At 51.8% G+C, this 24150-nt stretch carries 22 protein-coding genes; 13 read left to right on the top strand and 9 right to left on the bottom strand.

The window, feature by feature from the left end:
* Positions 1 to 7: 7 nt before the first annotated feature.
* From pgaB to pgaD, 3 genes are read left to right on the top strand one after another with little or no spacing between them, the layout of a single operon-like run.
* A complete protein-coding gene (pgaB, locus tag BGE37_RS06495; protein ID WP_105287877.1) occupies positions 8 to 2026 on the top strand; it encodes a poly-beta-1,6-N-acetyl-D-glucosamine N-deacetylase PgaB in 2019 nt (672 codons plus the stop codon).
* Positions 2019 to 3344 (top strand): poly-beta-1,6-N-acetyl-D-glucosamine synthase, encoded by a 1326-nt coding sequence (pgaC, locus tag BGE37_RS06490; RefSeq protein WP_000610451.1) that lies wholly within the window; start codon positions 2019 to 2021, stop codon positions 3342 to 3344. Before pgaB ends, pgaC begins: the two co-directional genes overlap by 8 nt.
* Position 3345: 1 nt before the next feature.
* Positions 3346 to 3759 carry a poly-beta-1,6-N-acetyl-D-glucosamine biosynthesis protein PgaD gene (gene pgaD, locus BGE37_RS06485; protein WP_001061101.1) on the top strand — a complete coding sequence of 138 codons (414 nt, stop codon included), beginning with the start codon at positions 3346 to 3348 and terminating at the stop codon, positions 3757 to 3759.
* A 49-nt stretch (positions 3760 to 3808) separates the two neighbouring features.
* Here pgaD and phoH read toward each other — a convergent pair whose 3' ends face one another.
* The 6 genes from phoH to BGE37_RS06450 all read right to left on the bottom strand — a co-directional run bounded on the left by phoH (position 3809) and on the right by BGE37_RS06450 (position 10632).
* Complete coding sequence (gene phoH / locus BGE37_RS06480) at positions 3809 to 4597, bottom strand: phosphate starvation-inducible protein PhoH (protein ID WP_000533536.1); 789 nt, start codon at positions 4595 to 4597, stop codon at positions 3809 to 3811.
* A gap of 646 nt (positions 4598 to 5243) precedes the next feature.
* Positions 5244 to 6515, bottom strand: coding sequence for an iron uptake transporter deferrochelatase/peroxidase subunit (gene efeB, locus BGE37_RS06470; protein WP_105287875.1), 1272 nt, complete (start codon positions 6513 to 6515; stop codon positions 5244 to 5246).
* 5 nt (positions 6516 to 6520) lie between these two features.
* On the bottom strand, positions 6521 to 7648 hold the full coding sequence (efeO, locus tag BGE37_RS06465) for an iron uptake system protein EfeO (protein WP_105287874.1): 1128 nt from the start codon (positions 7646 to 7648) through the stop codon (positions 6521 to 6523).
* Between the two features lie 57 nt (positions 7649 to 7705).
* Positions 7706 to 8536 (bottom strand): iron uptake transporter permease EfeU, encoded by an 831-nt coding sequence (gene efeU, locus BGE37_RS06460; protein ID WP_105287873.1) that lies wholly within the window; start codon positions 8534 to 8536, stop codon positions 7706 to 7708.
* Positions 8537 to 8755: 219 nt separating this feature from the next.
* Positions 8756 to 10264: a sodium/proline symporter PutP gene (gene putP / locus BGE37_RS06455; RefSeq protein WP_105268731.1), complete on the bottom strand. Its 1509-nt coding sequence runs from the start codon at positions 10262 to 10264 to the stop codon at positions 8756 to 8758.
* A 158-nt stretch (positions 10265 to 10422) separates the two neighbouring features.
* Positions 10423 to 10632, bottom strand: a complete 210-nt coding sequence (locus tag BGE37_RS06450; RefSeq protein ID WP_000979515.1) for a hypothetical protein — start codon at positions 10630 to 10632, stop codon at positions 10423 to 10425.
* A gap of 54 nt (positions 10633 to 10686) precedes the next feature.
* Here BGE37_RS06450 and putA point away from each other — a divergent pair, with 54 nt between their 5' ends.
* Complete coding sequence (putA, locus tag BGE37_RS06445; protein WP_105287872.1) at positions 10687 to 14649, top strand: trifunctional transcriptional regulator/proline dehydrogenase/L-glutamate gamma-semialdehyde dehydrogenase; 3963 nt, start codon at positions 10687 to 10689, stop codon at positions 14647 to 14649.
* Positions 14650 to 14688: 39 nt separating this feature from the next.
* On the opposite strand, the gene rutR is transcribed toward putA, so the two are convergent.
* Positions 14689 to 15327 (bottom strand): HTH-type transcriptional regulator RutR, encoded by a 639-nt coding sequence (gene rutR / locus BGE37_RS06440; RefSeq protein ID WP_000191701.1) that lies wholly within the window; start codon positions 15325 to 15327, stop codon positions 14689 to 14691.
* A 287-nt stretch (positions 15328 to 15614) separates the two neighbouring features.
* Between rutR and rutA the strand changes: the two genes are divergently transcribed.
* From rutA to rutG, 7 genes are read left to right on the top strand one after another with little or no spacing between them, the layout of a single operon-like run.
* The gene (gene rutA / locus BGE37_RS06435; RefSeq protein ID WP_123057320.1) at positions 15615 to 16706 is read left to right on the top strand and encodes a pyrimidine utilization protein A; all 1092 of its coding nucleotides are present in this window, start codon (positions 15615 to 15617) and stop codon (positions 16704 to 16706) included.
* Positions 16706 to 17398, top strand: coding sequence for a peroxyureidoacrylate/ureidoacrylate amidohydrolase RutB (gene rutB, locus BGE37_RS06430; protein WP_105287906.1), 693 nt, complete (start codon positions 16706 to 16708; stop codon positions 17396 to 17398). The genes rutA and rutB overlap by 1 nt, the downstream gene beginning before the upstream one ends.
* A gap of 11 nt (positions 17399 to 17409) precedes the next feature.
* Complete coding sequence (gene rutC, locus BGE37_RS06425; RefSeq protein WP_105287870.1) at positions 17410 to 17796, top strand: 3-aminoacrylate deaminase; 387 nt, start codon at positions 17410 to 17412, stop codon at positions 17794 to 17796.
* Between the two features lie 7 nt (positions 17797 to 17803).
* Complete coding sequence (gene rutD / locus BGE37_RS06420; RefSeq protein ID WP_105287869.1) at positions 17804 to 18604, top strand: pyrimidine utilization protein D; 801 nt, start codon at positions 17804 to 17806, stop codon at positions 18602 to 18604.
* A 9-nt stretch (positions 18605 to 18613) separates the two neighbouring features.
* Complete coding sequence (locus tag BGE37_RS06415; protein ID WP_105277099.1) at positions 18614 to 19204, top strand: malonic semialdehyde reductase; 591 nt, start codon at positions 18614 to 18616, stop codon at positions 19202 to 19204.
* A gap of 10 nt (positions 19205 to 19214) precedes the next feature.
* Positions 19215 to 19709 carry an NADH-dependent FMN reductase RutF gene (gene rutF, locus BGE37_RS06410; RefSeq protein WP_105277098.1) on the top strand — a complete coding sequence of 165 codons (495 nt, stop codon included), beginning with the start codon at positions 19215 to 19217 and terminating at the stop codon, positions 19707 to 19709.
* A 20-nt stretch (positions 19710 to 19729) separates the two neighbouring features.
* Positions 19730 to 21058, top strand: a complete 1329-nt coding sequence (rutG, locus tag BGE37_RS06405) for a pyrimidine utilization transport protein G (protein WP_105277097.1) — start codon at positions 19730 to 19732, stop codon at positions 21056 to 21058.
* A gap of 257 nt (positions 21059 to 21315) precedes the next feature.
* Here rutG and BGE37_RS06400 read toward each other — a convergent pair whose 3' ends face one another.
* Positions 21316 to 21489 (bottom strand): general stress protein, encoded by a 174-nt coding sequence (locus tag BGE37_RS06400; RefSeq protein WP_001273658.1) that lies wholly within the window; start codon positions 21487 to 21489, stop codon positions 21316 to 21318.
* Positions 21490 to 21861: 372 nt separating this feature from the next.
* Here BGE37_RS06400 and wrbA point away from each other — a divergent pair, with 372 nt between their 5' ends.
* Both wrbA and BGE37_RS06385 read left to right on the top strand, forming a co-directional pair.
* Positions 21862 to 22458, top strand: coding sequence for an NAD(P)H:quinone oxidoreductase (gene wrbA / locus BGE37_RS06390; protein ID WP_001151437.1), 597 nt, complete (start codon positions 21862 to 21864; stop codon positions 22456 to 22458).
* A gap of 20 nt (positions 22459 to 22478) precedes the next feature.
* On the top strand, positions 22479 to 22706 hold the full coding sequence (locus BGE37_RS06385; RefSeq protein WP_001143120.1) for a YccJ family protein: 228 nt from the start codon (positions 22479 to 22481) through the stop codon (positions 22704 to 22706).
* Positions 22707 to 22743: 37 nt separating this feature from the next.
* Here the strand turns inward: BGE37_RS06385 and agp are convergent, their stop codons facing one another.
* Positions 22744 to 23985 (bottom strand): bifunctional glucose-1-phosphatase/inositol phosphatase, encoded by a 1242-nt coding sequence (gene agp / locus BGE37_RS06380; RefSeq protein WP_105287868.1) that lies wholly within the window; start codon positions 23983 to 23985, stop codon positions 22744 to 22746.
* Between the last annotated feature and the right edge of the window lie 165 nt (positions 23986 to 24150).

The following is a 24150-nucleotide window of genomic DNA, read 5'->3' as shown; positions in this document are numbered from 1 at the left end:
GATAAATATGTTACGTAATGGAAATAAATATCTCCTGATGCTGGTGAGTATAATTATGCTCACTGCGTGCATTAGCCAGTCAAGAACATCATTTATACCGCCACAGGATCGCGAATCTTTACTCGCCGAGCAACCGTGGCCGCATAATGGTTTTGTGGCGATTTCATGGCATAACGTTGAAGACGAAGCTGCCGACCAGCGTTTTATGTCAGTGCGGACATCAGCACTGCGTGAACAATTTGCCTGGCTGCGCGAGAACGGTTATCAACCGGTCAGTATTGCTCAAATTCGTGAAGCACATCGAGGAGGAAAACCGCTACCGGAAAAAGCAGTAGTGCTGACTTTTGATGACGGCTACCAGAGTTTTTATACCCGCGTCTTCCCAATTCTTCAGGCCTTCCAGTGGCCTGCTGTATGGGCCCCCGTCGGCAGTTGGGTCGATACGCCAGCGGATGAACAAGTAAAATTTGGCGATGAGATGGTCGATCGAGAATATTTTGCCACGTGGCAACAAGTGCGAGAAGTTGCGCGTTCCCGGCTCGTTGAGGTCGCTTCTCATACATGGAATTCTCACTACGGTATTCAGGCTAATGCCACCGGCAGCTTATTGCCTGTATATGTAAATCGTGCATATTTTACTGACCACGCACGGTATGAAACCGCAGCAGAATACCGGGAAAGAATGCGTCTGGATGCTGTAAAAATGACGGAATACCTGCGTACAAAGGCTAAGGTAAATCCACACGTTTTTGTTTGGCCTTATGGTGAAGCGAATGGCATAGCGATAGAGGAATTAAAAAAACTCGGTTATGACATGTTCTTCACCCTTGAATCAGGTTTGGCAAATGCGTCACAATTGGATTCCATTCCGCGAGTATTAATCGCCAATAATCCCTCATTAAAAGAGTTTGCCCAGCAAATTATTACCGTACAGGAAAAATCATCACAACGGGTAATGCATATCGATCTTGATTACGTTTATGACGAAAACCGCCAGCAAATGGATCGCAATATTGATGTGCTAATTCAGCGGGTGAAAGATATGCAAATATCAACCGTGTATTTGCAGGCATTTGCTGATCCCGATGGTGATGGGCTGGTCAAAGAGGTCTGGTTTCCAAATCGTTTGCTACCAATGAAAGCAGATATTTTTAGTCGGGTTGCCTGGCAATTACGTACCCGCTCAGGTGTAAACATCTATGCGTGGATGCCGGTATTAAGCTGGGATTTAGATCCCACATTAACGCGAGTAAAATATTTACCAACAGGGGAGAAAAAAGCACAAATTCATCCTGAACAATATCGCCGTCTATCTCCTTTTGATGACAGGGTCAGAGCACAAGTTGGCATGTTATATGAAGATCTTGCCGGACATGCTGCTTTTGATGGCATATTGTTCCACGATGATGCTTTGCTTTCAGATTATGAAGATGCCAGTGCACCGGCTATCACGGCTTATCAGCAAGCAGGCTTTAGCGGGAGTCTGAGCGAAATTCGACAAAACCCGGAGCAATTTAAACAGTGGACCCGCTTTAAAAGTCGTGCGTTAACTGACTTCACTTTAGAACTTAGTGCGCGCGTAAAAGCCATTCGCGGTCCACATGTTAAAACTGCACGAAATATTTTTGCACTTCCGGTAATACAACCTGAAAGTGAAGCCTGGTTTGCACAGAATTATGCTGATTTCCTAAAAAGCTATGACTGGACCGCTATTATGGCTATGCCTTATATGGAAGGTGTCGCAGAAAAATCGGCTGACCAATGGTTAATACAATTGACCAATCAAATTAAAAACATCCCTCAGGCTAAAGACAAATCTATTTTAGAATTACAGGCACAAAACTGGCAGAAAAATGGTCAGCATCAGGCTATTTCTTCGCAACAACTCGCTCACTGGATGAGCCTATTACAACTGAATGGAATGAAAAACTATGGTTATTATCCCGACAATTTTCTGCATAACCAACCTGAAATAGACGTTATTCGTCCTGAGTTTTCAACAGCCTGGTATCCGAAAAATGATTAATCGCATCGTATCGTTTTTTATATTATGTCTGGTGTTATGCATACCCCTATGCGTAGCGTACTTTCACTCTGGTGAACTGATGATGAGGTTCGTTTTCTTCTGGCCGTTTTTTATGTCCATTATGTGGATTGTTGGCGGCGTCTATTTCTGGGTATATCGTGAACGCCACTGGCCGTGGGGAGAAAACGCACCAGCTCCCCAGTTGAAAGATAATCCGTCTATCTCCATTATCATTCCCTGTTTTAATGAGGAGAAAAACGTTGAGGAAACCATACACGCCGCTTTAGCACAGCGTTATGAGAACATTGAAGTTATTGCCGTAAATGACGGTTCAACAGACAAAACCCGTGCCATCCTGGATCGCATGGCTGCACAAATTCCCCACCTGCGGGTCATTCATCTGGCGCAAAACCAGGGGAAAGCCATTGCGCTTAAAACCGGAGCTGCCGCGGCGAAAAGTGAATATCTGGTGTGCATTGATGGCGATGCGTTATTAGACCGCGATGCGGCGGCATATATTGTGGAACCGATGTTGTACAACCCGCGTGTGGGTGCCGTAACCGGTAATCCTCGTATTCGAACACGTTCTACCCTGGTGGGTAAAATTCAGGTTGGCGAGTATTCCTCAATTATTGGTTTGATCAAGCGAACCCAGCGTATCTATGGAAACGTATTTACCGTTTCTGGTGTTATTGCCGCATTTCGTCGCAGCGCCCTGGCAGAAGTGGGTTACTGGAGTGACGATATGATCACCGAAGATATTGATATTAGCTGGAAGCTGCAGTTGAATCAGTGGACGATTTTTTACGAGCCACGGGCGCTGTGCTGGATATTAATGCCTGAAACGTTAAAAGGGCTGTGGAAACAGCGCCTGCGCTGGGCTCAGGGCGGTGCAGAAGTATTCCTCAAAAATATGACAAGGCTATGGCGCAAAGAAAACTTTCGAATGTGGCCACTGTTTTTTGAATACTGTCTGACGACAATATGGGCCTTTACCTGCCTGGTCGGTTTCATTATTTACGCAGTCCAACTTGCAGGTGTACCGTTAAATATTGAATTGACACATATCGCTGCGACACATACTGCCGGAATATTATTGTGTACGTTATGTTTACTGCAATTTATTGTCAGCCTGATGATCGAGAATCGCTATGAGCATAATCTGACTTCATCGCTTTTCTGGATTATTTGGTTCCCGGTTATTTTCTGGATGCTGAGCCTGGCAACGACATTGGTATCATTTACACGAGTCATGTTGATGCCTAAAAAGCAACGCGCCCGTTGGGTAAGTCCCGATCGAGGGATTCTGAGAGGTTAATATGAACAATTTAATTATTACGACCCGACAATCGCCAGTACGTTTAATGGTTGATTATGTTGCCACAACCATCTTATGGACATTATTTGCTTTGTTCATATTCTTATTCACCATGGATCTGCTGACGGGTTATTACTGGCAAAGTGAGGCCAGAAGCCGACTTCAGTTCTATTTTTTGCTGGCAGTGGCGAATGCCGTCGTGTTAATTGTCTGGGCGCTGTACAATAAGCTGCGTTTTCAAAAACAGCAGCATCATGCAGCCTACCAATATACGCCGCAAGAATATGCAGAGAGCTTAGCAATACCTGATGAGCTCTATCAGCAACTACAAAAAAGCCACAGGATGAGCGTACACTTCACCAGCCAGGGGCAAATAAAAATGGTTGTTTCAGAAAAAGCGCTAGTCCGGGCATAAACACCCAAAACAAAGCCCGGTTCGCCCGGGCTCTGCGCCGATAATACACTTAACTGTATGCATGTAGCGTACGTTGGCAAAGTGCCGAACGTACGCAATCCTCTTTACCGAATCGGACGATCCCGACCATTTCATCTTCTTCGAAACGTTCCAGCGCGTCACTTAATCCGGAGCGCACGCCGCGAGGCAAATCGCATTGCGTGATATCACCGTTGACGATAACCGTCACGTTCTCCCCGAGGCGGGTTAAAAACATTTTCATTTGCGCGGCAGTCACATTCTGCGCCTCGTCAAGAATGACGACTGCATTTTCAAAGGTACGTCCACGCATATAGGCGAACGGCGCGATTTCCACCTTCCCTATTTCCGGTCGCAGGCAGTACTGCATAAAGGAAGCCCCTAAGCGCCGGACCAGCACGTCGTAGACCGGACGAAAATAGGGAGCAAACTTTTCTGCGATATCTCCAGGTAAGAAGCCAAGATCTTCATCGGCTTGCAGAACTGGACGGGTGACGATAATCCTGTCGACATCCTTATGTATCAGGGCCTCTGCCGCTTTTGCTGCGCTGATCCAGGTTTTTCCGCACCCGGCTTCGCCGGTGGCGAATATCAGCTGCTTACTCTCAATAGCCTTCAGATAGTGCAATTGCGCTTCATTTCGCGCGAGGATGGGCGAGGTATCGCGACTGTCGCGGGCCATACCAATGGCTTCTACGCCGCTCATCTGCACAAGCGAGGTGACCGATTCTTCTTCACGCTGCTTATGGCTGCGCGAATCCCGTCTCAGCACACGTTTTGCCTCGCGACGAGCTTTGATCACTGCTTTTTGTCTTCCCATGGAGAGCACCTTGAGTTGTTTGTATTCATCACACGCGCCGTTGGCAGCGCGATTATGCGCACGAACATCAGAGGGTTGGCTTCCTTGTAAGCCATAGTTTGCTTTTGGATAAAATGCCGAAAAACGGCTACGCGCACCGTTTACGGCGTCGGTAACACATGAAAAGAAAGGTTGAGGTTGAAAATGCAAAGTGACGAGATGACTACCGGAGGAGAAATCTCCGCGAGTGGTGGAGCGTTGCTTAACAAAACATTGTCCAGTACAGGACGTTACCATCCGCGATCTCCATAGTGACTGACTATCACTGCCGGGAACTTCCGCTGCTACTTAATAATTACAACAGATCTCGCATTCATTGCAACAATATATTCACTTATATTTAACTATAAAACACCATTTCAGTGACATTAGTTTCTACTGGAAAGATGACAGAGTGATGACAGTGATGAAAAAAGCTGTGTGCTTTCAGCAGGATTCGCATCAGGCATCAACGCACGAACGCCGGATGCGGCGTGACCGCCTTATCCTGCCTACCAAACCCGCACCGATTGTAGGCATGATAAGACGCGCAAGCGTCGCATCAGGCATCAGCGCACGAGCGCACGAACGCCTGGTACGGCGTAAACGCCTTATACGCCTAAAAACATTAAACCCGCAATAATGCGCTTCCGAGATAATCGCTCGCGTCCTTCACCCCCGGCAGCGCAAAAAAATAACCGCCGCCGATGGGTTTAACGTATTCCTCCAGCGCTTCACCATTGAGCCTTTTTTGTACTGTCAGGAAGCCCTTTTCCAGATCGTGTTGGTAGCAGACAAACAGCAACCCCATATCCAGTTGCCCGGAATTGGTGACGCCCAACGAATAACTGTAGCCACGACGCAGCATCAGGCTGGACTCGCTCTCCGCCGTGCGGGGATTCGCCAGCCGGATATGGCTGTCCAGCGCGATCACCTTCCCTTCCGGATCACTGGCATAATCGGGAACATCATGCTCATGCTGCATTCCCAGCGGCGCACCGGTTTGCTTATCGCGACCAAAAATTGTCTGCTGTTCTTTCAGCGGCGTTCTGTCCCAAAATTCCACTCGAAACTGAATCAAACGCACCGCCTGGTAGCTGCCACCGATTGTCCACGCAGGCTCCTGCTGATCTGCCGTTACCCACACCACTTTTTGCATCAACTTATCATTCTGGCTATCGGGATTGGCAGTGCCGTCTTTGAAACCCAGCAAATTAATCGGCGTCTCTTTGCCTTTACTACGCGCTGCGTGATCGGAAATAAACCCTTCCCGCTTCCAGCGCACACTGAGCAAATCCGGCGTATGTTTGATGATATCGCGCAGCGCATGGATCACCGTGTCCTGGGTGTTGGCGCAAATTTGTAGCAACACATCACCATGACATAACGCCGCATCCAGCGAGTCGTTGGGGAAACGCGTCATCTTCTGCAACTTTTTCGGCATCTGTGGCGCAAGACCAAACCGTTCATCAAACAACGAGTGACCAACTGACAACGTGATGGTGAGATTGTCGGGCGCAATGTAGCCGCCAAGAATGCCGGAATCGAGTGGTGGCAGGCGCGGATTTGGCGTTTCTGGTGCTGCTCCGCCCTGAGTCAGAAAAGCAAAACGCTGAGTCAACAAGCGAAACAATCGCTCAAGATCAGCTTTATCGCTGGCAAGCACATCAAACGCCACCAGCATCATTGCCGCCTGCTGCGGCGTCAGAATACCCGCCTGATGTTCGCCATAAAACGGCTGCGCTTCACTGCGCGCATCCGGTGAAAGCGTCCCCGGCGCACTTTGCGTTTTTTGAGCATGCGCTACCGGACAACTTCCTGCCAGTGCCAGCGCGCCAATCCCTTTCAGTAAACGTCGGCGTGACGGTTCATTCACGCCGTTTTCATCTTCATACTGCATAACGCTTAATCCAGTCCCAGCACACCACGAAGTTGCGCCAGATCTTCCGCCAGCGCAGTAATCGGCCCTTTCAGCGCATTACGGTCGGCATCGGTCAGCTTGTCGTAAGTTTCATAACCGTCTTTGGTTCGGTATTTCGCCAGAATGGTATCTACCTTTTTGAAGTTGGCATCGACTTTTGCCAGCAGTTCCGGGTTGGCTTTTTGCAGTTGCGGACGCAGCAGATCGACAATTTTCTGCGAGCCTTCAACGTTAGCCTGGAAGTCCCACAGATCGGTGTGGCTGTAGCGATCTTCTTCACCGCTGATTTTGCTGGCTGCCACTTCCTCAATCAGTCCGGCTGCGCCGCCGACCACTTTTGAAGGTGGGAAAGCCAGTTCACTGATCCGTTTTTGTAAATCGACCACATCGGTATAAAGCTGGTCAGCATACTGATCCATTCCTTTGGTGGTGTTGTCGCCAAACAATGCTTTTTCCAGACGGTGGAAACCGGTGAATTTCGGATCGCCGGCTTTTTGCTCGTAATCATCTTCACGGGCGTCAATGCTACCATCCAGATCAGAGAACAGCTCAGCAATCGGTTCAATGCGCTCATAGTGCTGGCGCGTCGGCGCATACAGTGCTTTCGCTTTTTCGATATCGCCTGCTTTAATAGCGTCGGTAAATGCTTTGGTGTCGGTCACCAGCTGCGTGGTTTCCGCCATGACATACGCTTTATATGCAGTAATTGCACCACCAAGACTTAACAGCGCATCACTTTGCGTCGCATCCGCCGTTGCTTCACCTTTAACGATCAACTTCCCTTTCGGGTTAGTCAGCAGACCGCAGGTCATATCGTATTCGCCAGGCTGTAAATTCGCCGTCATTTTCTGGCTAAAACCAGGGGCGATATTTTCCCGCTCTTCCACCACCATCACGCCTTTGAGGATCTCCCACTCCAGCGCCTTCTGGCTGTGGTTCTGAATAATGAACTGTGTTTTCCCGGCGTTAACCGTAATGGTCATCGGTTCGCACTGTTTATCCGTCACGGTCACTTTGACCTGCGGAACATCAGCAGCGTTAGCCATAAAAGCAGAGGAGAACAGCGCAGCCACGCTTAATTGCAGTGCACTATGGCGGAAGTTAATGGTCATGACGAGACTATCCCTTTAAAGTATGTTGTAACTAAGCAAGAGTTTGCGTCATTTTCGTTACGCGGAGCGAGACGCTGTCGCCCCTGCGCGCGGCGGCAGAGTAAATGCCACCAGCGCCGGGATGAGATAAATAAACCAGACGGCGACTTCGCTGACGCTCGGCGCTTCCTGATAACCAAAGATACCTTCCATCAGCGTACCGAACAGCGAGTGAGTTGAGAGCACCGCGCTCATATCGAAGGCGATTTCCTGAAAGTGGTTCCACAGCCCGGCTTCATGAAACGCGCGAATAGCACCAGCAGCCAGCCCTGCGGCGACGAAGAGAATAAACAGGCTGGTCCATTTAAAAAACGCGCCAAGATTGAGGCGAATACCGCCCCAGTAGAGCAGGAAGCCGAGCACCACGGCTGTAGCAAGACCGAGCATTGCACCCAGCGGAGGCCAGATCCCGACATCTTGTTGAAACGCCGCCAGCAGGAAAAAGACCGACTCCAGTCCTTCCCTTGCAACGGCAAAAAAGACCATCATCACCAGCGCCCAGCCATGATGATTCCCACGCTGCAATGCGCTATCGACTGCCTGTTCCAGTTGCACTTTGACGTTGCGCGACACTTTACGCATCCAGAAAACCATCCAGGTGAGGATCACCACGGCAATCACCGCCACGATACCTTCGAACAATTCCTGCTCTTTTTGCGGAAATTCGCCGGTGGTTTCATTAATGAAGATACCCAGCCCCAGGCACAACGCAGCGGCTAGCAACACGCCAATCCACATGACACCAATCCATCGACCTCGCTGGGTACGCTTAAGATAGCTGGCAATCAGGCTGACAATCAGCGCGGCTTCAAGTCCTTCGCGCAACATAATGAGAAACGGAACAAACATGCCACCCACCCTTAAACGTTTTTCTGAGTCAATCTATGCAAAGAAAAGTAAATCGCAGTGATAGCGATTATCATTACGGTGAAGAAAAACACAAGCGGAATGTAGTGATAATGATGAGGAAATGTAAATTTTTTTTGAGAGAAAATGCAGAGGGCAATCACTGATTGCCCTCTGCCTGCTTCTGATTATGACGTGGGATTTTCGGTAAAACGCCTTCCCTTACCCTTCCTGCAACCGTGACGGCGGCGCTGAATGATAGTGCGCATCGGCGTCAGCAAAGCGTTTTTGCATCGCCGCTGACGGTGCTTTACCCAGTAAACTAAACACCACAATCCCAATGCTACCGAAGATAAAGCCCGGAATAATTTCGTACAGTCCCAGCCAGCCGAACTGCTTCCAGACAATAACCGTCAGCGCGCCAATGATCATCCCCGCCAGTGCACCGTTACGCGTCATGCGTGACCACATCACTGAGAACAGCACCACCGGACCAAACGCCGCACCGAAGCCTGCCCACGCGTAGCTTACTAAGCCCAGCACACGGTTTTCCGGATTCGCCGCCAGCGCAATTGCCACCAGCGCCACCACCAACACCATCACACGCCCTACCCACACCAGTTCTTTCTGGCTGGCATGTTTACGCAGAAATGCTTTGTACAGATCTTCGGTAATCGCACTGGAGCACACCAGCAGCTGGCAACTTAACGTCGACATCACCGCCGCCAGAATCGCCGACAACAGAATCCCGGCAATCCACGGGTTAAACAATATTTGTGCCAGTTCGATAAACACGCGCTCAGAGTTCTGGTTTACCGCACCGGCAACCGCTGGATTATTGTTAAAGTATGCAATGCCGAAGAAACCGACCGCCACCGCGCCTGCCAGACAGAGGATCATCCAGGTCATGCTGATACGACGCGCATGGACAATGCTGTGGTGAGAATCCGCCGCCATAAAACGCGCCAGAATATGCGGCTGACCGAAGTAACCCAGCCCCCAGCCCATCAGCGAGATAATGGCGACAAAATTCAACCCTTTGAGCATATCCACGTTTTCAATGCTCTTTTGTTTGATCACTTCCAGCGAGTCGCCAAACCCACCGACGCTAATGATCACGATAACCGGCGTCAGGATCAGGGCAAAAATCATCAGGCTGGCCTGTACAGTGTCAGTCCAGCTCACCGCAAGGAAGCCGCCAATAAAGGTGTAAAGGATCGTCGCCGCAGCTCCCGCCCACAGAGCCGTTTCGTAGCTCATGCCGAAGGTGCTTTCAAACAGACGCGCGCCAGCCACAATGCCCGAAGCACAATAAATGGTGAAGAACAGCAAAATTACCAGCGCGGAGATAATGCGCAAAATACGGCTTTTATCTTCAAAACGCCCGGTAAAATAATCCGGCAATGTTAAGGCGTTATTATTGTATTCGGTATGCACACGCAAGCGCCCGGCCACCAGCTTCCAGTTAATCCACGCGCCTAATGTCAGGCCAATGGCGATCCAGCTTTCGGAAATCCCGGAAAGAAAGACTGCACCCGGTAATCCCATTAACAGCCAGCCGCTCATATCCGACGCACCTGCCGATAATGCCGTCACGAATGGCCCAAGGCTGCGACCGCCAAGAATATAGTCGTCGAAGTTTTTGGTTGATCGCCAGGCGATGAACCCAATCAATATCATGCCAAAAATATAGACACAGAATGTCACCAACATCGGTGTGCTAATAGCCATCTAAAGTCTCCAAAAAATTATTATCGGCAATGTCGAAACTTGCCGTTATATCTGCCACCGGAACGGGGTAACAGAGTTTATGTTTTCCCAGGGCGACCGTATCCTGCCGGAAGCGCTGGTTATTCACAATCGATTTAACACACCATTTACATTAAATTTTAGTGCTCAGCGATACTATTTTTCATCAGGTTGCACTCCCTCACATTTTTTGCGGTTGCACCTTTCAAAAATGTTAACTGCCGCAGAGAAAAAGTCTGAGTTATTTTTTTAATCCCTGTCATATCGATTTCTTTTATTAACATTTCATTCATTTTTAAGCTTGCTACGCAGGTCACATTTAACATGGTTGCACAAAGTTGCAACATCATGGATATTTCACGATAACGTTAAGTTGCACCTTTCAGAACAACAGGAGTAATGGCATGGGAACCACCACCATGGGGGTTAAGCTGGACGACGCGACGCGTGAACGCATTAAGTCTGCCGCGACACGTATCGATCGCACACCGCACTGGTTAATTAAGCAGGCGATTTTTTCTTATCTTGAACAACTGGAAAACAGCGATACTCTGCCGGAGCTACCTGCGCTGCTTTCTGGCGCGGCCAATGAGAGCGATGAAGTACCGAATCCGGCAGAGGAACCACACCAGCCATTCCTCGACTTTGCCGAGCAAATTTTGCCACAGTCGGTTTCCCGTGCGGCTATCACCGCCGCCTATCGCCGCCCGGAAACCGAAGCGGTTTCTATGCTGCTGGAACAAGCTCGCCTGCCGCAGCCGGTTGCTGAACAGGCGCATAAACTGGCGTATCAACTGGCCGATAAACTGCGTAATCAAAAAAATGCCAGTGGTCGCGCAGGCATGGTTCAGGGATTATTGCAGGAGTTTTCGCTGTCATCGCAGGAAGGCGTGGCGCTGATGTGTCTGGCGGAAGCGCTATTGCGTATTCCCGACAAAGCCACCCGTGATGCGTTAATACGCGACAAAATCAGCAACGGTAACTGGCAGTCACATATTGGTCGTAGCCCGTCGCTGTTTGTTAATGCCGCCACCTGGGGGCTTCTCTTTACCGGCAAACTGGTTTCTACCCATAACGAAGCCAGCCTCTCGCGTTCGCTGAATCGCATTATCGGTAAGAGTGGCGAACCGCTGATCCGCAAAGGTGTGGATATGGCGATGCGTCTGATGGGCGAGCAGTTCGTCACTGGTGAAACCATCGCGGAAGCGTTAGCCAATGCCCGCAAGCTGGAAGAGAAAGGTTTCCGTTACTCCTACGATATGCTGGGCGAAGCCGCACTGACCGCAGCGGACGCGCAGGCATATATGGTTTCCTACCAGCAGGCGATTCACGCTATTGGTAAAGCCTCCAATGGTCGTGGCATCTATGAAGGTCCAGGCATTTCAATCAAGCTGTCGGCGCTGCATCCGCGCTACAGCCGCGCCCAGTACGATCGGGTAATGGAAGAGCTTTACCCGCGTCTGAAATCACTCACCTTGCTGGCGCGTCAGTACGATATTGGTATTAACATTGATGCCGAAGAGGCCGATCGTCTGGAGATCTCCCTCGATCTGTTGGAAAAGCTTTGTTTCGAGCCTGAACTGGCAGGCTGGAACGGCATCGGTTTTGTTATTCAGGCTTATCAAAAACGCTGCCCGCTGGTGATCGATTACCTGATTGATCTCGCCACCCGCAGCCGTCGTCGTCTGATGATTCGCCTGGTGAAAGGCGCGTACTGGGATAGTGAAATCAAACGTGCGCAAATGGACGGCCTTGAAGGTTATCCGGTTTATACCCGCAAGGTGTATACCGACGTTTCTTATCTCGCCTGTGCGAAAAAGCTGCTGGCGGTGCCGAATCTAATCTACCCGCAGTTCGCAACGCACAACGCCCATACGCTGGCGGCAATTTATCAACTGGCGGGTCAAAACTACTATCCGGGTCAGTACGAGTTCCAGTGCCTGCATGGTATGGGCGAGCCACTGTATGAGCAGGTCACCGGGAAAGTTGCCGACGGTAAACTTAACCGACCGTGTCGTATTTATGCTCCGGTCGGTACCCATGAAACACTGCTGGCATATCTGGTGCGTCGCCTGCTGGAAAACGGTGCTAACACCTCGTTTGTTAACCGTATTGCCGACACCTCTTTGCCACTGGATGAACTGGTCGCCGATCCGGTCACTGCTGTAGAACAACTGGCACAACAGGAAGGGCAAACTGGATTACCCCATCCGAAAATTCCCCTGCCGCGCGATCTTTACGGTCACGGGCGCGACAACTCGGCAGGGCTGGATCTCGCTAACGAACACCGGCTGGCATCCCTCTCTTCTGCCCTGCTCAATAGTGCACTGCAAAAATGGCAGGCCTTGCCAATGCTGGAACAACCGGTAGCGGCAGGTGAGATGTCGCCCGTTATTAACCCTGCGGAACCGAAAGATATTGTGGGCTTTGTGCGTGAAGCCACGCCGCGTGAAGTAGAACAGGCGCTGGAAAGTGCAGTTAATAACGCGCCAATCTGGTTTGCCACGCCTCCGGCCGAACGCGCGGCGATTTTGCATCGCGCTGCCGTACTGATGGAAAGCCAGATGCAGCAACTGATTGGTATTCTGGTGCGTGAAGCCGGAAAAACCTTCAGTAACGCCATTGCCGAAGTGCGCGAAGCGGTCGATTTTCTCCACTACTACGCCGGACAGGTGCGGGATGATTTCGCTAACGAAACCCACCGTCCATTAGGGCCTGTGGTGTGTATCAGCCCGTGGAATTTCCCGCTGGCGATTTTCACCGGGCAAATCGCTGCCGCACTGGCGGCAGGTAACAGCGTACTGGCAAAACCGGCAGAACAAACGCCGCTGATTGCCGCACAAGGGATTGCCATTTTGCTGGAAGCGGGCGTACCGCCAGGCGTGGTGCAGTTGTTGCCCGGTCAGGGTGAAACCGTAGGTGCACAACTGACGGGTGATGATCGCGTACGCGGGGTGATGTTTACCGGCTCAACCGAAGTCGCTACGTTACTGCAACGCAATATCGCCAGCCGCCTGGACGCTCAGGGCCGCCCAATTCCACTCATCGCAGAAACCGGCGGCATGAACGCGATGATTGTCGATTCCTCCGCCCTGACCGAACAGGTCGTCGTGGATGTACTGGCCTCGGCCTTCGACAGTGCAGGTCAGCGTTGTTCGGCACTGCGCGTGCTGTGTCTGCAAGATGAAATTGCCGACCACACGCTGAAAATGCTGCGCGGCGCAATGGCCGAATGCCGGATGGGTAATCCGGGTCGCCTGACCACCGATATCGGTCCGGTGATTGATGGCGAAGCGAAGACCAATATTGAGCGCCATATTCAGACCATGCGTAGCAAAGGCCGTCCGGTGTTCCAGGCGGTGCGGGAAAACAGCGAAGATGCCCGTGAATGGCAAAGCGGCACCTTTGTCGCCCCGACGCTGATCGAACTGGATGACTTTGCCGAATTGCAAAAAGAGGTCTTTGGTCCGGTGCTGCATGTGGTGCGTTACAACCGTAACCAGCTCCCAGAGCTGATCGAGCAGATTAACGCTTCCGGTTATGGTCTGACGCTTGGCGTTCATACACGTATTGATGAAACCATTGCCCAGGTCACTGGCTCGGCCCATGTTGGTAACCTGTATGTTAACCGTAATATGGTGGGCGCAGTGGTGGGTGTGCAGCCGTTCGGCGGCGAAGGGTTGTCCGGTACCGGGCCGAAAGCAGGCGGTCCGCTCTATCTCTATCGTCTGCTGGCGAATCGCCCGGAAAGTGCGCTGGCGGTGACGCTCGCGCGTCAGGATGCAGAGTATCCGGTCGATGCGCAGTTGAAAGCCGCATTGACTCAGCCACTGAATGCACTGCGGGAATGGGCAGCAAATCGTCCAGAATTGCAGGCGTTATGTACGCAATATGGCGAGCTGGCGCAGGCAGGAACACAACGATTGCTGCCAGGGCCGACGGGTGAACGCAACACCTGGACGCTGCTGCCGCGTGAGCGCGTATTGTGTATCGCGGATGATGAACAGGATGCGCTGACACAGCTCGCCGCCGTGCTGGCGGTGGGCAGCCAGGTACTGTGGCCGGATGACACGCTGCATCGTCAGTTAGTGAAGGCATTGCCATCGGCAGTCAGCGAACGTATTCAACTGGCGAAAGCGGAAAATATAACCGCTCAACCATTTGATGCGGTGATCTTCCACGGTGATTCGGATCAGCTTCGCGCATTGTGTGAAGCCGTTGCCGCGCGGGATGGTGCAATTGTTTCAGTGCAGGGTTTTGCCCGTGGCGAAAGCAATATCCTTCTGGAACGGCTGTATATCGAACGCTCGCTGAGCGTGAATACCGCTGCCGCTGGCGGTAACGCCAGTTTAATGACGATCGGTTAAGCAGGTTGCCGGAGGATGCTATAACCTCCTCCGGCATCATTAACGTGGTCGAATCCCCTCAATAATAATCCGCTGCACGTTTTCAACCGTTTGATTGAAAAATACCTCATCGCGCAACGTCGCGCCTGTCACCGCCTCCACCTGAGGGGCGAAATCGGCGTAATGTTGAGTGGAAGCCCAAATCATAAAAATCAAATGCTGCGGGTCAATCGGCGCGAGTTTGCCGCTTTTTACCCAACCGGCAATCAGCGCCGATTTCTCATCAATTAATGCCTTCAAATCGCCCGTCAGTTCATCCATTAACAACGGCGCGCCTGCCAGCATCTCCATACAGAACAGGCGCGAAGCCTGCGGATAATCGCGTGAGACTTCCAGCTTCAGACGGATGTACTCTTTGATCGCCGCCAGCGGGGCGAAATCTTCACGAAACGCTTTTAACGGTGCCAGCCAGATATCGAGAATCTGCCGCAGTACGGCAATATACAGCGCCTCTTTTGACGGAAAGTAATACAGCAGATTGGTTTTTGAAACGCCTGCCAACTCTGCGATCTGCTCCAGCCTTGTGCCGTGAAAACCGAATTGCGAAAAAGTGTCCAGTGCTGCGCTAAGAATCGCTTTTTTCTTCGCGCTCACTGCGCGCGAACGTTTACCCGTTGTTTTCACTGCGCCTTGCGTCATGCGCTCTCCCCTCTTGTAGATTGGCAACAGGATAGCAAAACCCCTGCCCGGCCTCGACCTTCTGCACTCTCATCGCGCACGGATGCATGTTTTATGTGCAACTGTTTTGACCGTTTAGTCCACTTTTTTCCAGATATTTTAGACAACTTAACATTAACACATTAATAACATTCACTTTTTATAAACTGGCATCCGCTTTGCAAACAAACCATTACGCGGCTGAAAAGGATATGCAGGATGCAGCGCCCCGTCTGACTTTCACTTTACGAGACGAAGAGAGGTTGATGATGAAAATTGGCGTATTCGTACCTATTGGCAACAACGGCTGGCTCATTTCGACCCACGCGCCGCAGTACATGCCGACCTTTGAACTGAATAAAGCCATTGTGCAAAAAGCGGAGCACTACCATTTCGACTTCGCCCTGTCGATGATCAAACTGCGTGGCTTTGGCGGCAAAACTGAGTTCTGGGATCACAACCTTGAGTCGTTCACCTTGATGGCGGGGCTGGCGGCCGTCACCTCGCGCATTCAGATTTACGCCACTGCCGCCACCTTAACGTTACCTCCGGCAATCGTCGCCCGTATGGCCGCAACCATTGACTCCATCTCTGGCGGGCGTTTTGGCGTCAACCTCGTGACTGGCTGGCAAAAGCCCGAGTATGAGCAGATGGGTATCTGGCCTGGCGATGACTATTTCTCCCGTCGTTACGACTATCTCACCGAATATGTTCAGGTGCTGCGCGACCTGTGGGGCACGGGGAAAAGCGATTTTAAAGGCGATTTTTTCACCATGAATGATTGTCGCGTCAGTCCGCAACCGAGTGTACCCATGAAAGTGATCTGCGCCGGGCAAAGCGACGCTGGCATGGCGTTCTCCGCCCGGTATGCCGATTTCAACTTCTGTTTCGGCAAAGGCGTAAATACGCCCACGGCTTTCGCCCCGACCGCCGCTCGGATGAAACAGGCCGCAGAGCAAACCGGGCGCGACGTTGGCTCTTATGTGTTGTTTATGGTGATTGCCGACGAAACCGACGATGCCGCTCGCGCCAAATGGGAACACTATAAAGCGGGTGCCGATGAAGAGGCGTTAAGCTGGCTAACCGAACAAAGTCAGAAAGATACCCGCTCCGGTACTGACACCAACGTCCGTCAGATGGCCGATCCCACTTCGGCGGTAAACATCAATATGGGGACGTTAGTCGGTTCTTACGCCAGTGTCGCGCGCATGTTAGATGAAGTCGCAAGCGTGCCTGGTGCCGAAGGCGTGCTGTTGACTTTCGATGATTTTTTGTCGGGAATCGAAACCTTCGGCGAGCGTATTCAACCACTGTTGCAGTGCCGCGCCCATCTCCCTGCGCTAACTCAGGAGGTGGCATGATGACGACCTTAACCGCTCGACCGGAAGCCATTACCTTCGATCCGCAGCAAAGTGCGCTGATCGTGGTGGATATGCAAAACGCTTATGCCACACCAGGTGGCTATTTAGATCTCGCCGGGTTTGATGTCTCAACCACTCGCCCGGTCATTGCCAATATTCAAACCGCCGTGACCGCAGCGCGAGCGGCAGGGATGTTGATCATCTGGTTTCAAAATGGCTGGGATGAACAGTATGTCGAGGCTGGCGGTCCCGGCTCACCGAATTTTCATAAATCGAACGCCCTGAAAACCATGCGTAAGCAGCCGCAACTACAGGGGAAATTGCTGGCGAAAGGCTCCTGGGATTATCAACTGGTAGATGAACTGGTGCCGCAGCCTGGCGATATTGTGCTGCCGAAGCCGCGCTACAGCGGTTTCTTCAATACGCAGCTGGACAGCATTTTGCGCAGCCGCGGAATACGCCATCTGGTTTTCACCGGCATCGCTACCAACGTCTGCGTCGAATCGACGCTACGCGACGGCTTTTTTCTGGAGTATTTCGGCGTGGTGCTGGAAGACGCAACACACCAGGCGGGGCCGGAATTTGCACAGAAAGCAGCGTTGTTCAATATCGAAACCTTTTTTGGCTGGGTAAGCGACGTCGAAACGTTCTGCGACGCACTTTCTCCCACGTCCTTTGCTCGTATCGCTTAAGGAGTTTAACGATGTCAAAATCCGTAATTATTCCCGCTGGCAGCAGCGCACCGCTGGCTCCCTTCGTTCCCGGCACGCTGGCTGATGGCGTGGTGTATGTCTCCGGTACGCTGGCTTTTGATCAATATAATAACGTGCTGTTTGCCGATGACCCAAAGGCGCAAACCCGCCACGTTCTGGAAACCATCCGCAAGGTCATCGAGACGGCGGGTGGCACGATGGCGGATGTGACCTTCAACAGCATCTTTATTACCGACTGGAAAAATTACGCCGCGATTAACGAAATCTACGCCGAGTTTTTCCCTGATGATAAACCGGCGCGATTCTGCATTCAGTGCGGACTGGTAAAGCCTGACGCGCTGGTGGAAATCGCCACGATTGCGCATATCGCCAAGTGAGGCCGCGATGAAACTTTCACTCTCACCTCCCCCGTATGCTGATGCGCCCGTAGTGGTGTTGATTTCGGGTCTTGGCGGTAGCGGCAGTTACTGGTTACCGCAACTGGCGGTGCTGGATCAGGAGTATCAGGTAGTCTGTTACGACCAGCGCGGTACCGGAAATAATCCAGATACGCTGGCGGAAGACTACAGTTTGGCGCAGATGGCAGAGGAACTGCATCAGGCGCTGATGAGTGTGGGGATTGAGCGTTATGCGGTGATCGGCCATGCGCTCGGGGCGCTAGTGGGAATGCAGCTGGCGCTGGATTATCCCGCATCGGTCACTGCACTGGTCAGCGTTAACGGCTGGCTACGAATAAACGCCCATACCCGCCGCTGTTTTCAGGTTCGCGAACGATTACTGCATAGCGGCGGCGCGCAGGCATGGGTGGAAGCGCAGCCGTTGTTCCTCTACCCCGCCGACTGGATGGCGGCCCGCGCCCCTCGCCTTGAAGCGGAGGACGCGCTGGCACTGGCGCATTTTCAGGGCAAAAACAATTTACTGCGTCGACTTAACGCCCTCAAACGTGCTGACTTTAGTCGCCATACGGATCGCATCCGCTGCCCGGTGCAAATCATCTGCGCCAGTGATGATCTGCTCGTGCCATCAGCCTGTTCCAGTGAACTTCATGCCGCCCTGCCCGATAGCCAGAAAATGGTGATGCGCTATGGCGGACACGCCTGCAACGTGACCGATCCCGAAACGTTTAATGCTCTGTTACTCAACGGGCTTGCCAGCCTGTTACATCACCGTGAAGCCGCCCTGTAAGGAATTGCTATGAACGAAGCCGTTAGCCCTGGTGCGCTTAGCACCCTGTTCACCGATGCCCACACTCACAACGGCTGGCGAGAGACACCCGTCAGCGATGAGACATTACGGGAGATTTATGCCCTGATGAAATGGGGGCCGACATCAGCTAACTGTTCTCCGGCACGGATCGTGTTTATCCGCACTGCAGAAGGAAAAGAACGTCTGCGCCCGGCGCTTTCCAGCGGCAATCTGCAAAAAACCCTGACCGCGCCCGTCACCGCGATCGTCGCCTGGGACAGTGAATTTTATGAACGGTTACCACAGCTGTTTCCTCACGGCGATGCCCGCAGTTGGTTTACCTCCAGCCCACAACTTGCCGAAGAAACAGCGTTTCGCAACAGTTCCATGCAGGCGGCCTATCTAATCGTCGCCTGCCGTGCGCTGGGGCTGGATACCGGCCCGATGTCGGGTTTTGACCGTCAACACGTGGACGACGCCTTTTTTGCGGGTAGCTCGCTGAAAAGCAACCTGCTGATTAACATCGGCTATGGCGATAGCAGCAAGCTTTATGCGCGCCTGCCACGTCTGTCCTTTGAAGTAGCCTGCGGGCTGTTGTAAGGAGCAAACTATGAACATTGTCGATCAACAAACCTTTCGCGATGCGATGTCCTGTATGGGTGCGGCAGTCAATATCATCACCACGGACGGTCCCGCCGGGCGTGCTGGCTTCACCGCCAGCGCCGTCTGTAGCGTAACCGACACACCGCCCACATTACTGGTGTGCCTGAATCGTGGGGCATCCGTCTGGCCGGTATTTAATGAAAACCGAACGCTGTGTGTAAATACACTTAGCGCCGGGCAGGAGCCGCTTTCAAACCTTTTTGGCGGTAAAACGCCCATGGAACACCGCTTTGCCGCCGCCCGCTGGCAGACTGGCGTAACCGGATGCCCGCAACTGGAAGAAGCACTGGTTTCATTTGACTGCCGCATCAGCCAGGTGGTGAGCATCGGCACCCACGACATCCTGTTTTGCGCCATCGAGGCGATTCGTCGTCACGCTACTCCCTACGGACTGGTGTGGTTCGATCGCAGTTATCACGCGCTAATGCGCCCTGCTTGTTAACCTCCTTAAGGAGACAGCTGATGGCAATGTTCGGTTTTCCTCACTGGCAGTTAAAATCGACCTCTACAGAGAGCGGCGTGGTCGCGCCGGATGAACGATTGCCGTTTGCTCAAACGGCAGTGATGGGTGTTCAACACGCGGTGGCAATGTTTGGCGCGACAGTGTTAATGCCGATTCTGATGGGGCTGGATCCCAACCTTTCCATTTTAATGTCGGGGATCGGCACGTTACTGTTTTTCTTTATTACCGGCGGGCGCGTCCCCAGTTATCTCGGTTCCAGCGCGGCTTTTGTCGGCGTGGTGATCGCCGCGACGGGCTTTAATGGTCAGGGAATTAATCCGAATATCAGCATCGCGCTGGGCGGGATTATCGCCTGTGGGCTGGTTTATACCGTCATTGGCCTGGTGGTGATGAAAATCGGTACGCGCTGGATTGAACGACTAATGCCGCCGGTTGTGACGGGTGCGGTGGTGATGGCGATTGGCCTGAACTTAGCGCCTATCGCAGTGAAAAGTGTATCGGCTTCGGCCTTTGATAGTTGGATGGCGGTAATGACGGTGCTGTGTATTGGGCTGGTGGCGGTGTTTACCCGTGGCATGATCCAGCGATTATTGATTCTCGTAGGATTAATTGTCGCCTGTCTGCTGTATGGCGTGATGACCAACGTTTTAGGGCTGGGAAAAGCCGTCGATTTTACTCTCGTCAGCCATGCTGCCTGGTTCGGTCTGCCACATATCTCCACTCCTGGTTTTAATGGTCAGGCAATGATGCTGATTGCGCCCGTGGCGGTTATTCTGGTGGCGGAAAACTTAGGTCATCTGAAGGCGGTAGCCGGGATGACCGGACGCAATATGGACCCGTATATGGGGCGGGCATTCGTAGGCGATGGGCTGGCAACGATGCTTTCCGGCTCTGTCGGCGGTAGCGGCGTAACCACCTATGCTGAAAATATCGGTGTGATGGCCGTGACCAAAGTCTACTCGACGCTGGTGTTTGTTGCTGCTGCCGTCATCGCCTTGCTGTTGGGCTTTTCGCCGAAATTTGGCGCGCTGATCCATACCATTCCTGCACCGGTGATTGGTGGTGCTTCAATTGTTGTGTTCGGGCTGATTGCCGTCGCAGGCGCACGGATCTGGGTACAAAACCGTGTGGATTTAAGCCAGAACGGTAATTTGATTATGGTCGCAGTAACCTTAGTGCTGGGCGCGGGTGATTTTGCTCTCACGCTGGGCGGTTTTACGTTGGGAGGGATCGGTACAGCAACCTTTGGCGCGATTTTACTCAATGCGTTGTTGAGCAGAAGGTTGGTTGACGTTCCTCCGCCAGAAGTTGTTCATCAGGAACCATAAACAGAAAACCGCCGGGATTACCGGCGGTGCAGATTGTTGACAACGTGCGCATTGTTCATGCCGGATGCGGCGTGAACGCCTTATCCGGCCTACAAAACAGTGCAAATTCAATATATTGCAATCTTCTGGTAGGCCTGATAAGCACCGCGCATCAGGCAAGCTTACATTTGTCATCAGTATCAACCGCCGGGGTAACCAGCGGTGATGGCTTTTTGACGAGCTACAGACAAAAATGCATGCGTCATTGATTAGCCCGGCTAGTTGTCGCTTTTACCGTGACTGCTCTTGCCACCTTTTTTACCTGCTTCAGATGCGCGCTGCGGGTCATTTTTGAAATTACCCCCGCTGTGCTGTCCACCTTTTTTACCTGCTTCTGATGCTCTTTCGCGGTCTTCTGCAAAATTGCCGGAACCGCCTCGATGGTTTGCCATTACTGACCTCCGTCTGGGTATAGACATCATATTGCATAGAATTAACGCGGCGTATGGCGGCTGCCATATTTTCGCTACGTGGGACTAAGCTTAGTGAACTGACGCGGGCAGACCCGCATTTAGTAATATCCTGCAACAGCTTCTTAGCGAGAATAGATATCATCTCCAATAATTATCCATAAGCCGCTCTTATGATTAAAAAAACGCAATGAGATAAAAATGTGTCATTTTGCGACAAAATTACGTGCTTGTGAAAGTTGTTATAAATCAAATAAGTGGTTGTGAAATTTGCACTCTGAAAAGGACGTCTTATCTTTAAATAAGTGGTAGCGAATCGCTACGGAATAGAGATAACACGAGGAGTGGTTAGAAATGGCTAAAGTTCTGGTGCTTTATTATTCCATGTACGGACATATTGAAACGATGGCGCGCGCAGTCGCTGAAGGCGCAAGCAAAGTGGATGGCGCAGAAGTTGTCGTTAAGCGTGTACCGGAAACCATGCCGCCGCAATTATTCGAAAAAGCAGGCGGTAAAACACAAACTGCACCGGTTGCAACCCCGCAAGAACTGGCCGATTACGACGCCATCATTTTTGGTACACCTACCCGCTTTGGCAACATGTCCGGTCAAATGCGTACCTTCCTCGACCAGACGGGCGGCCTGTGGGCTTCCGGCGCGCTGTACGGCAAACTGGCGAGCGTCTTTAGCTCCACAGGTACTGGCGGTGGTCAGGAACAAACCATCACATCCACCTGGACGACCCTTGCGCATCATGGCATGGTGATTGTCCCCATTGGCTACGCAGCGCAGGAATTATTTGACGTTTCACAGGTTCGCGGCGGTACGCCGTACGGCGCAACCACCATCGCAGGCGGTGACGGTTCACGCCAGCCCAGCCAGGAAGAACTGTCTATTGCTCGTTATCAAGGGGAATATGTCGCAGGTCTGGCAGTTAAACTTAACGGCTAATCTTCAACAGGAGGATACGCATGCCAACTCAAGAAGCGAAAGCTCATCACGTCGGTGAATGGGCATCTCTGCGCAATACGTCGCCGGAAATAGCCGAGGCCATTTTCGAAGTCGCCGGGTACGACGAAAAAATGGCGGAAAAGATTTGGGAAGAAGGTAGCGATGAAGTGTTAGTCAAAGCCTTTGCTAAGACCGATAAAGATTCGCTTTTTTGGGGCGAACAGACCATCGAACGTAAAAACGTTTAACCAGCGACTCCCCCGCTTCACGCGGGGGAGTTTTCTGTTATTTCACCGCTTCATTCAACACGCTATCAAACTTATCCATTGGGCAGAAACCATCAGCGTCTATCGGGCAGCCGGTTAATTCCAGCGTCACGCGCTGAGCCGGAGCCTGCAACGTTAACGCGTCGGCATTACGCAACTGTTCCGAACTCTGATACACATATTCAATTTTCATCAAATCGCGATTAGCTTTGCTGTCATGCCAACGCTGGAAAACGATTTTGCCGCCAATCGGCGTGCGTTCGTTCTGGTCATGCAACTGATACGGTTTGAAATCAAGTGCCGTTAACAGAGAGGCAATGTTTGAGTCGTGCCCAACCAGTACCGTGATTTTCGGTGCACTGGCGCGATCTGTCACCAGCACTCTGTCGATATAACTGACCAGTGGTTTCGCAACATTGCGCGCCACTTCCGGTGAGGTAAACAGGCTATCCTGGTAACCGTTTTTCAGCTTCGACAACACTTTCCACTGTTGGTCAGATTTGATTTCTCCCCACGCCACCTGATCCATCGGGAAACCTTCGTAGTATTGCAAAGTAAACGCATCTACCAGCGAGTTGCCGACTTTCAGCGGCCCGGAAACGCCCGGTTCTTGTTGATACTTCGCGCTAAAGGTGTTTTTGCCATCTACAAGCGAACACTGTTGCTTCTCTTTACAGGCAGGAGAATCTTTATAGTTAACGATTTTTTCCAGTAGCTTGTAGCTGTCGGTAAGCTGGAGTTTGCCGAGCTCTTTCTCCATTGCCGCCACCGCCTGTTCACTGAATGCGGCGGAATCATCGGTGATCACAGGGTTAAAGGTTGGGTCCATGGTGCCCATTTTTTCCTGGTGGTGGACTGGAATGTCACACCCAGGGAATGCGCCGGTAATAAAGAACTGCGCGGTCGCGACGGTACGTTGCAGGCTGTTGGCATAGGCATAAACGGTGTCCGGCGGCGGGCATTCCCCCGAATTCACCATCCCCTGCTCTGCCAGCCACTCACGCATATAGTGGCCCATATACACTTCCAGCACACCGCCTTTGGTGGTGAGCTGCCCACCGGGGACGTCCCATTCTGGCCATTTATTCGGTGTGGATTGTTCCAGCACACTGCCATTGTTCGCCAGCGGCGCACGTAAGTTATGGCGGCTCATCATGAGCACTTGCTGCAACTGATAGCCTTCCGGTACGGTTTGTGCCTGAGCATTTGAAGCGAGTAAAACTATCCCTGCCACAGCTGCGGCGATTAGCGTTTTGTTCATTCCTGGCACCTCTTTTGTTATCAATCACCAAAGAGTGTGACAGAAATATGACATTTTTCCGGGAACAGGTTCGCAAAATGGCTTGTTGAGTGCCTGTTTTTCTATATTTGTCATTAAAAAAAGGCAAGATTTGACGCAACCTATGCATGATTGGCCCCTGCCTCG

The sequence above is a fragment of the Escherichia sp. MOD1-EC6300 genome (genome assembly GCF_002965045.1).
Lineage (GTDB): Bacteria > Pseudomonadota > Gammaproteobacteria > Enterobacterales > Enterobacteriaceae > Escherichia > Escherichia coli_F.
Note: the sequence above shows the minus strand (reverse complement) of the source record. Positions and strands in the feature narration are given on the sequence as shown.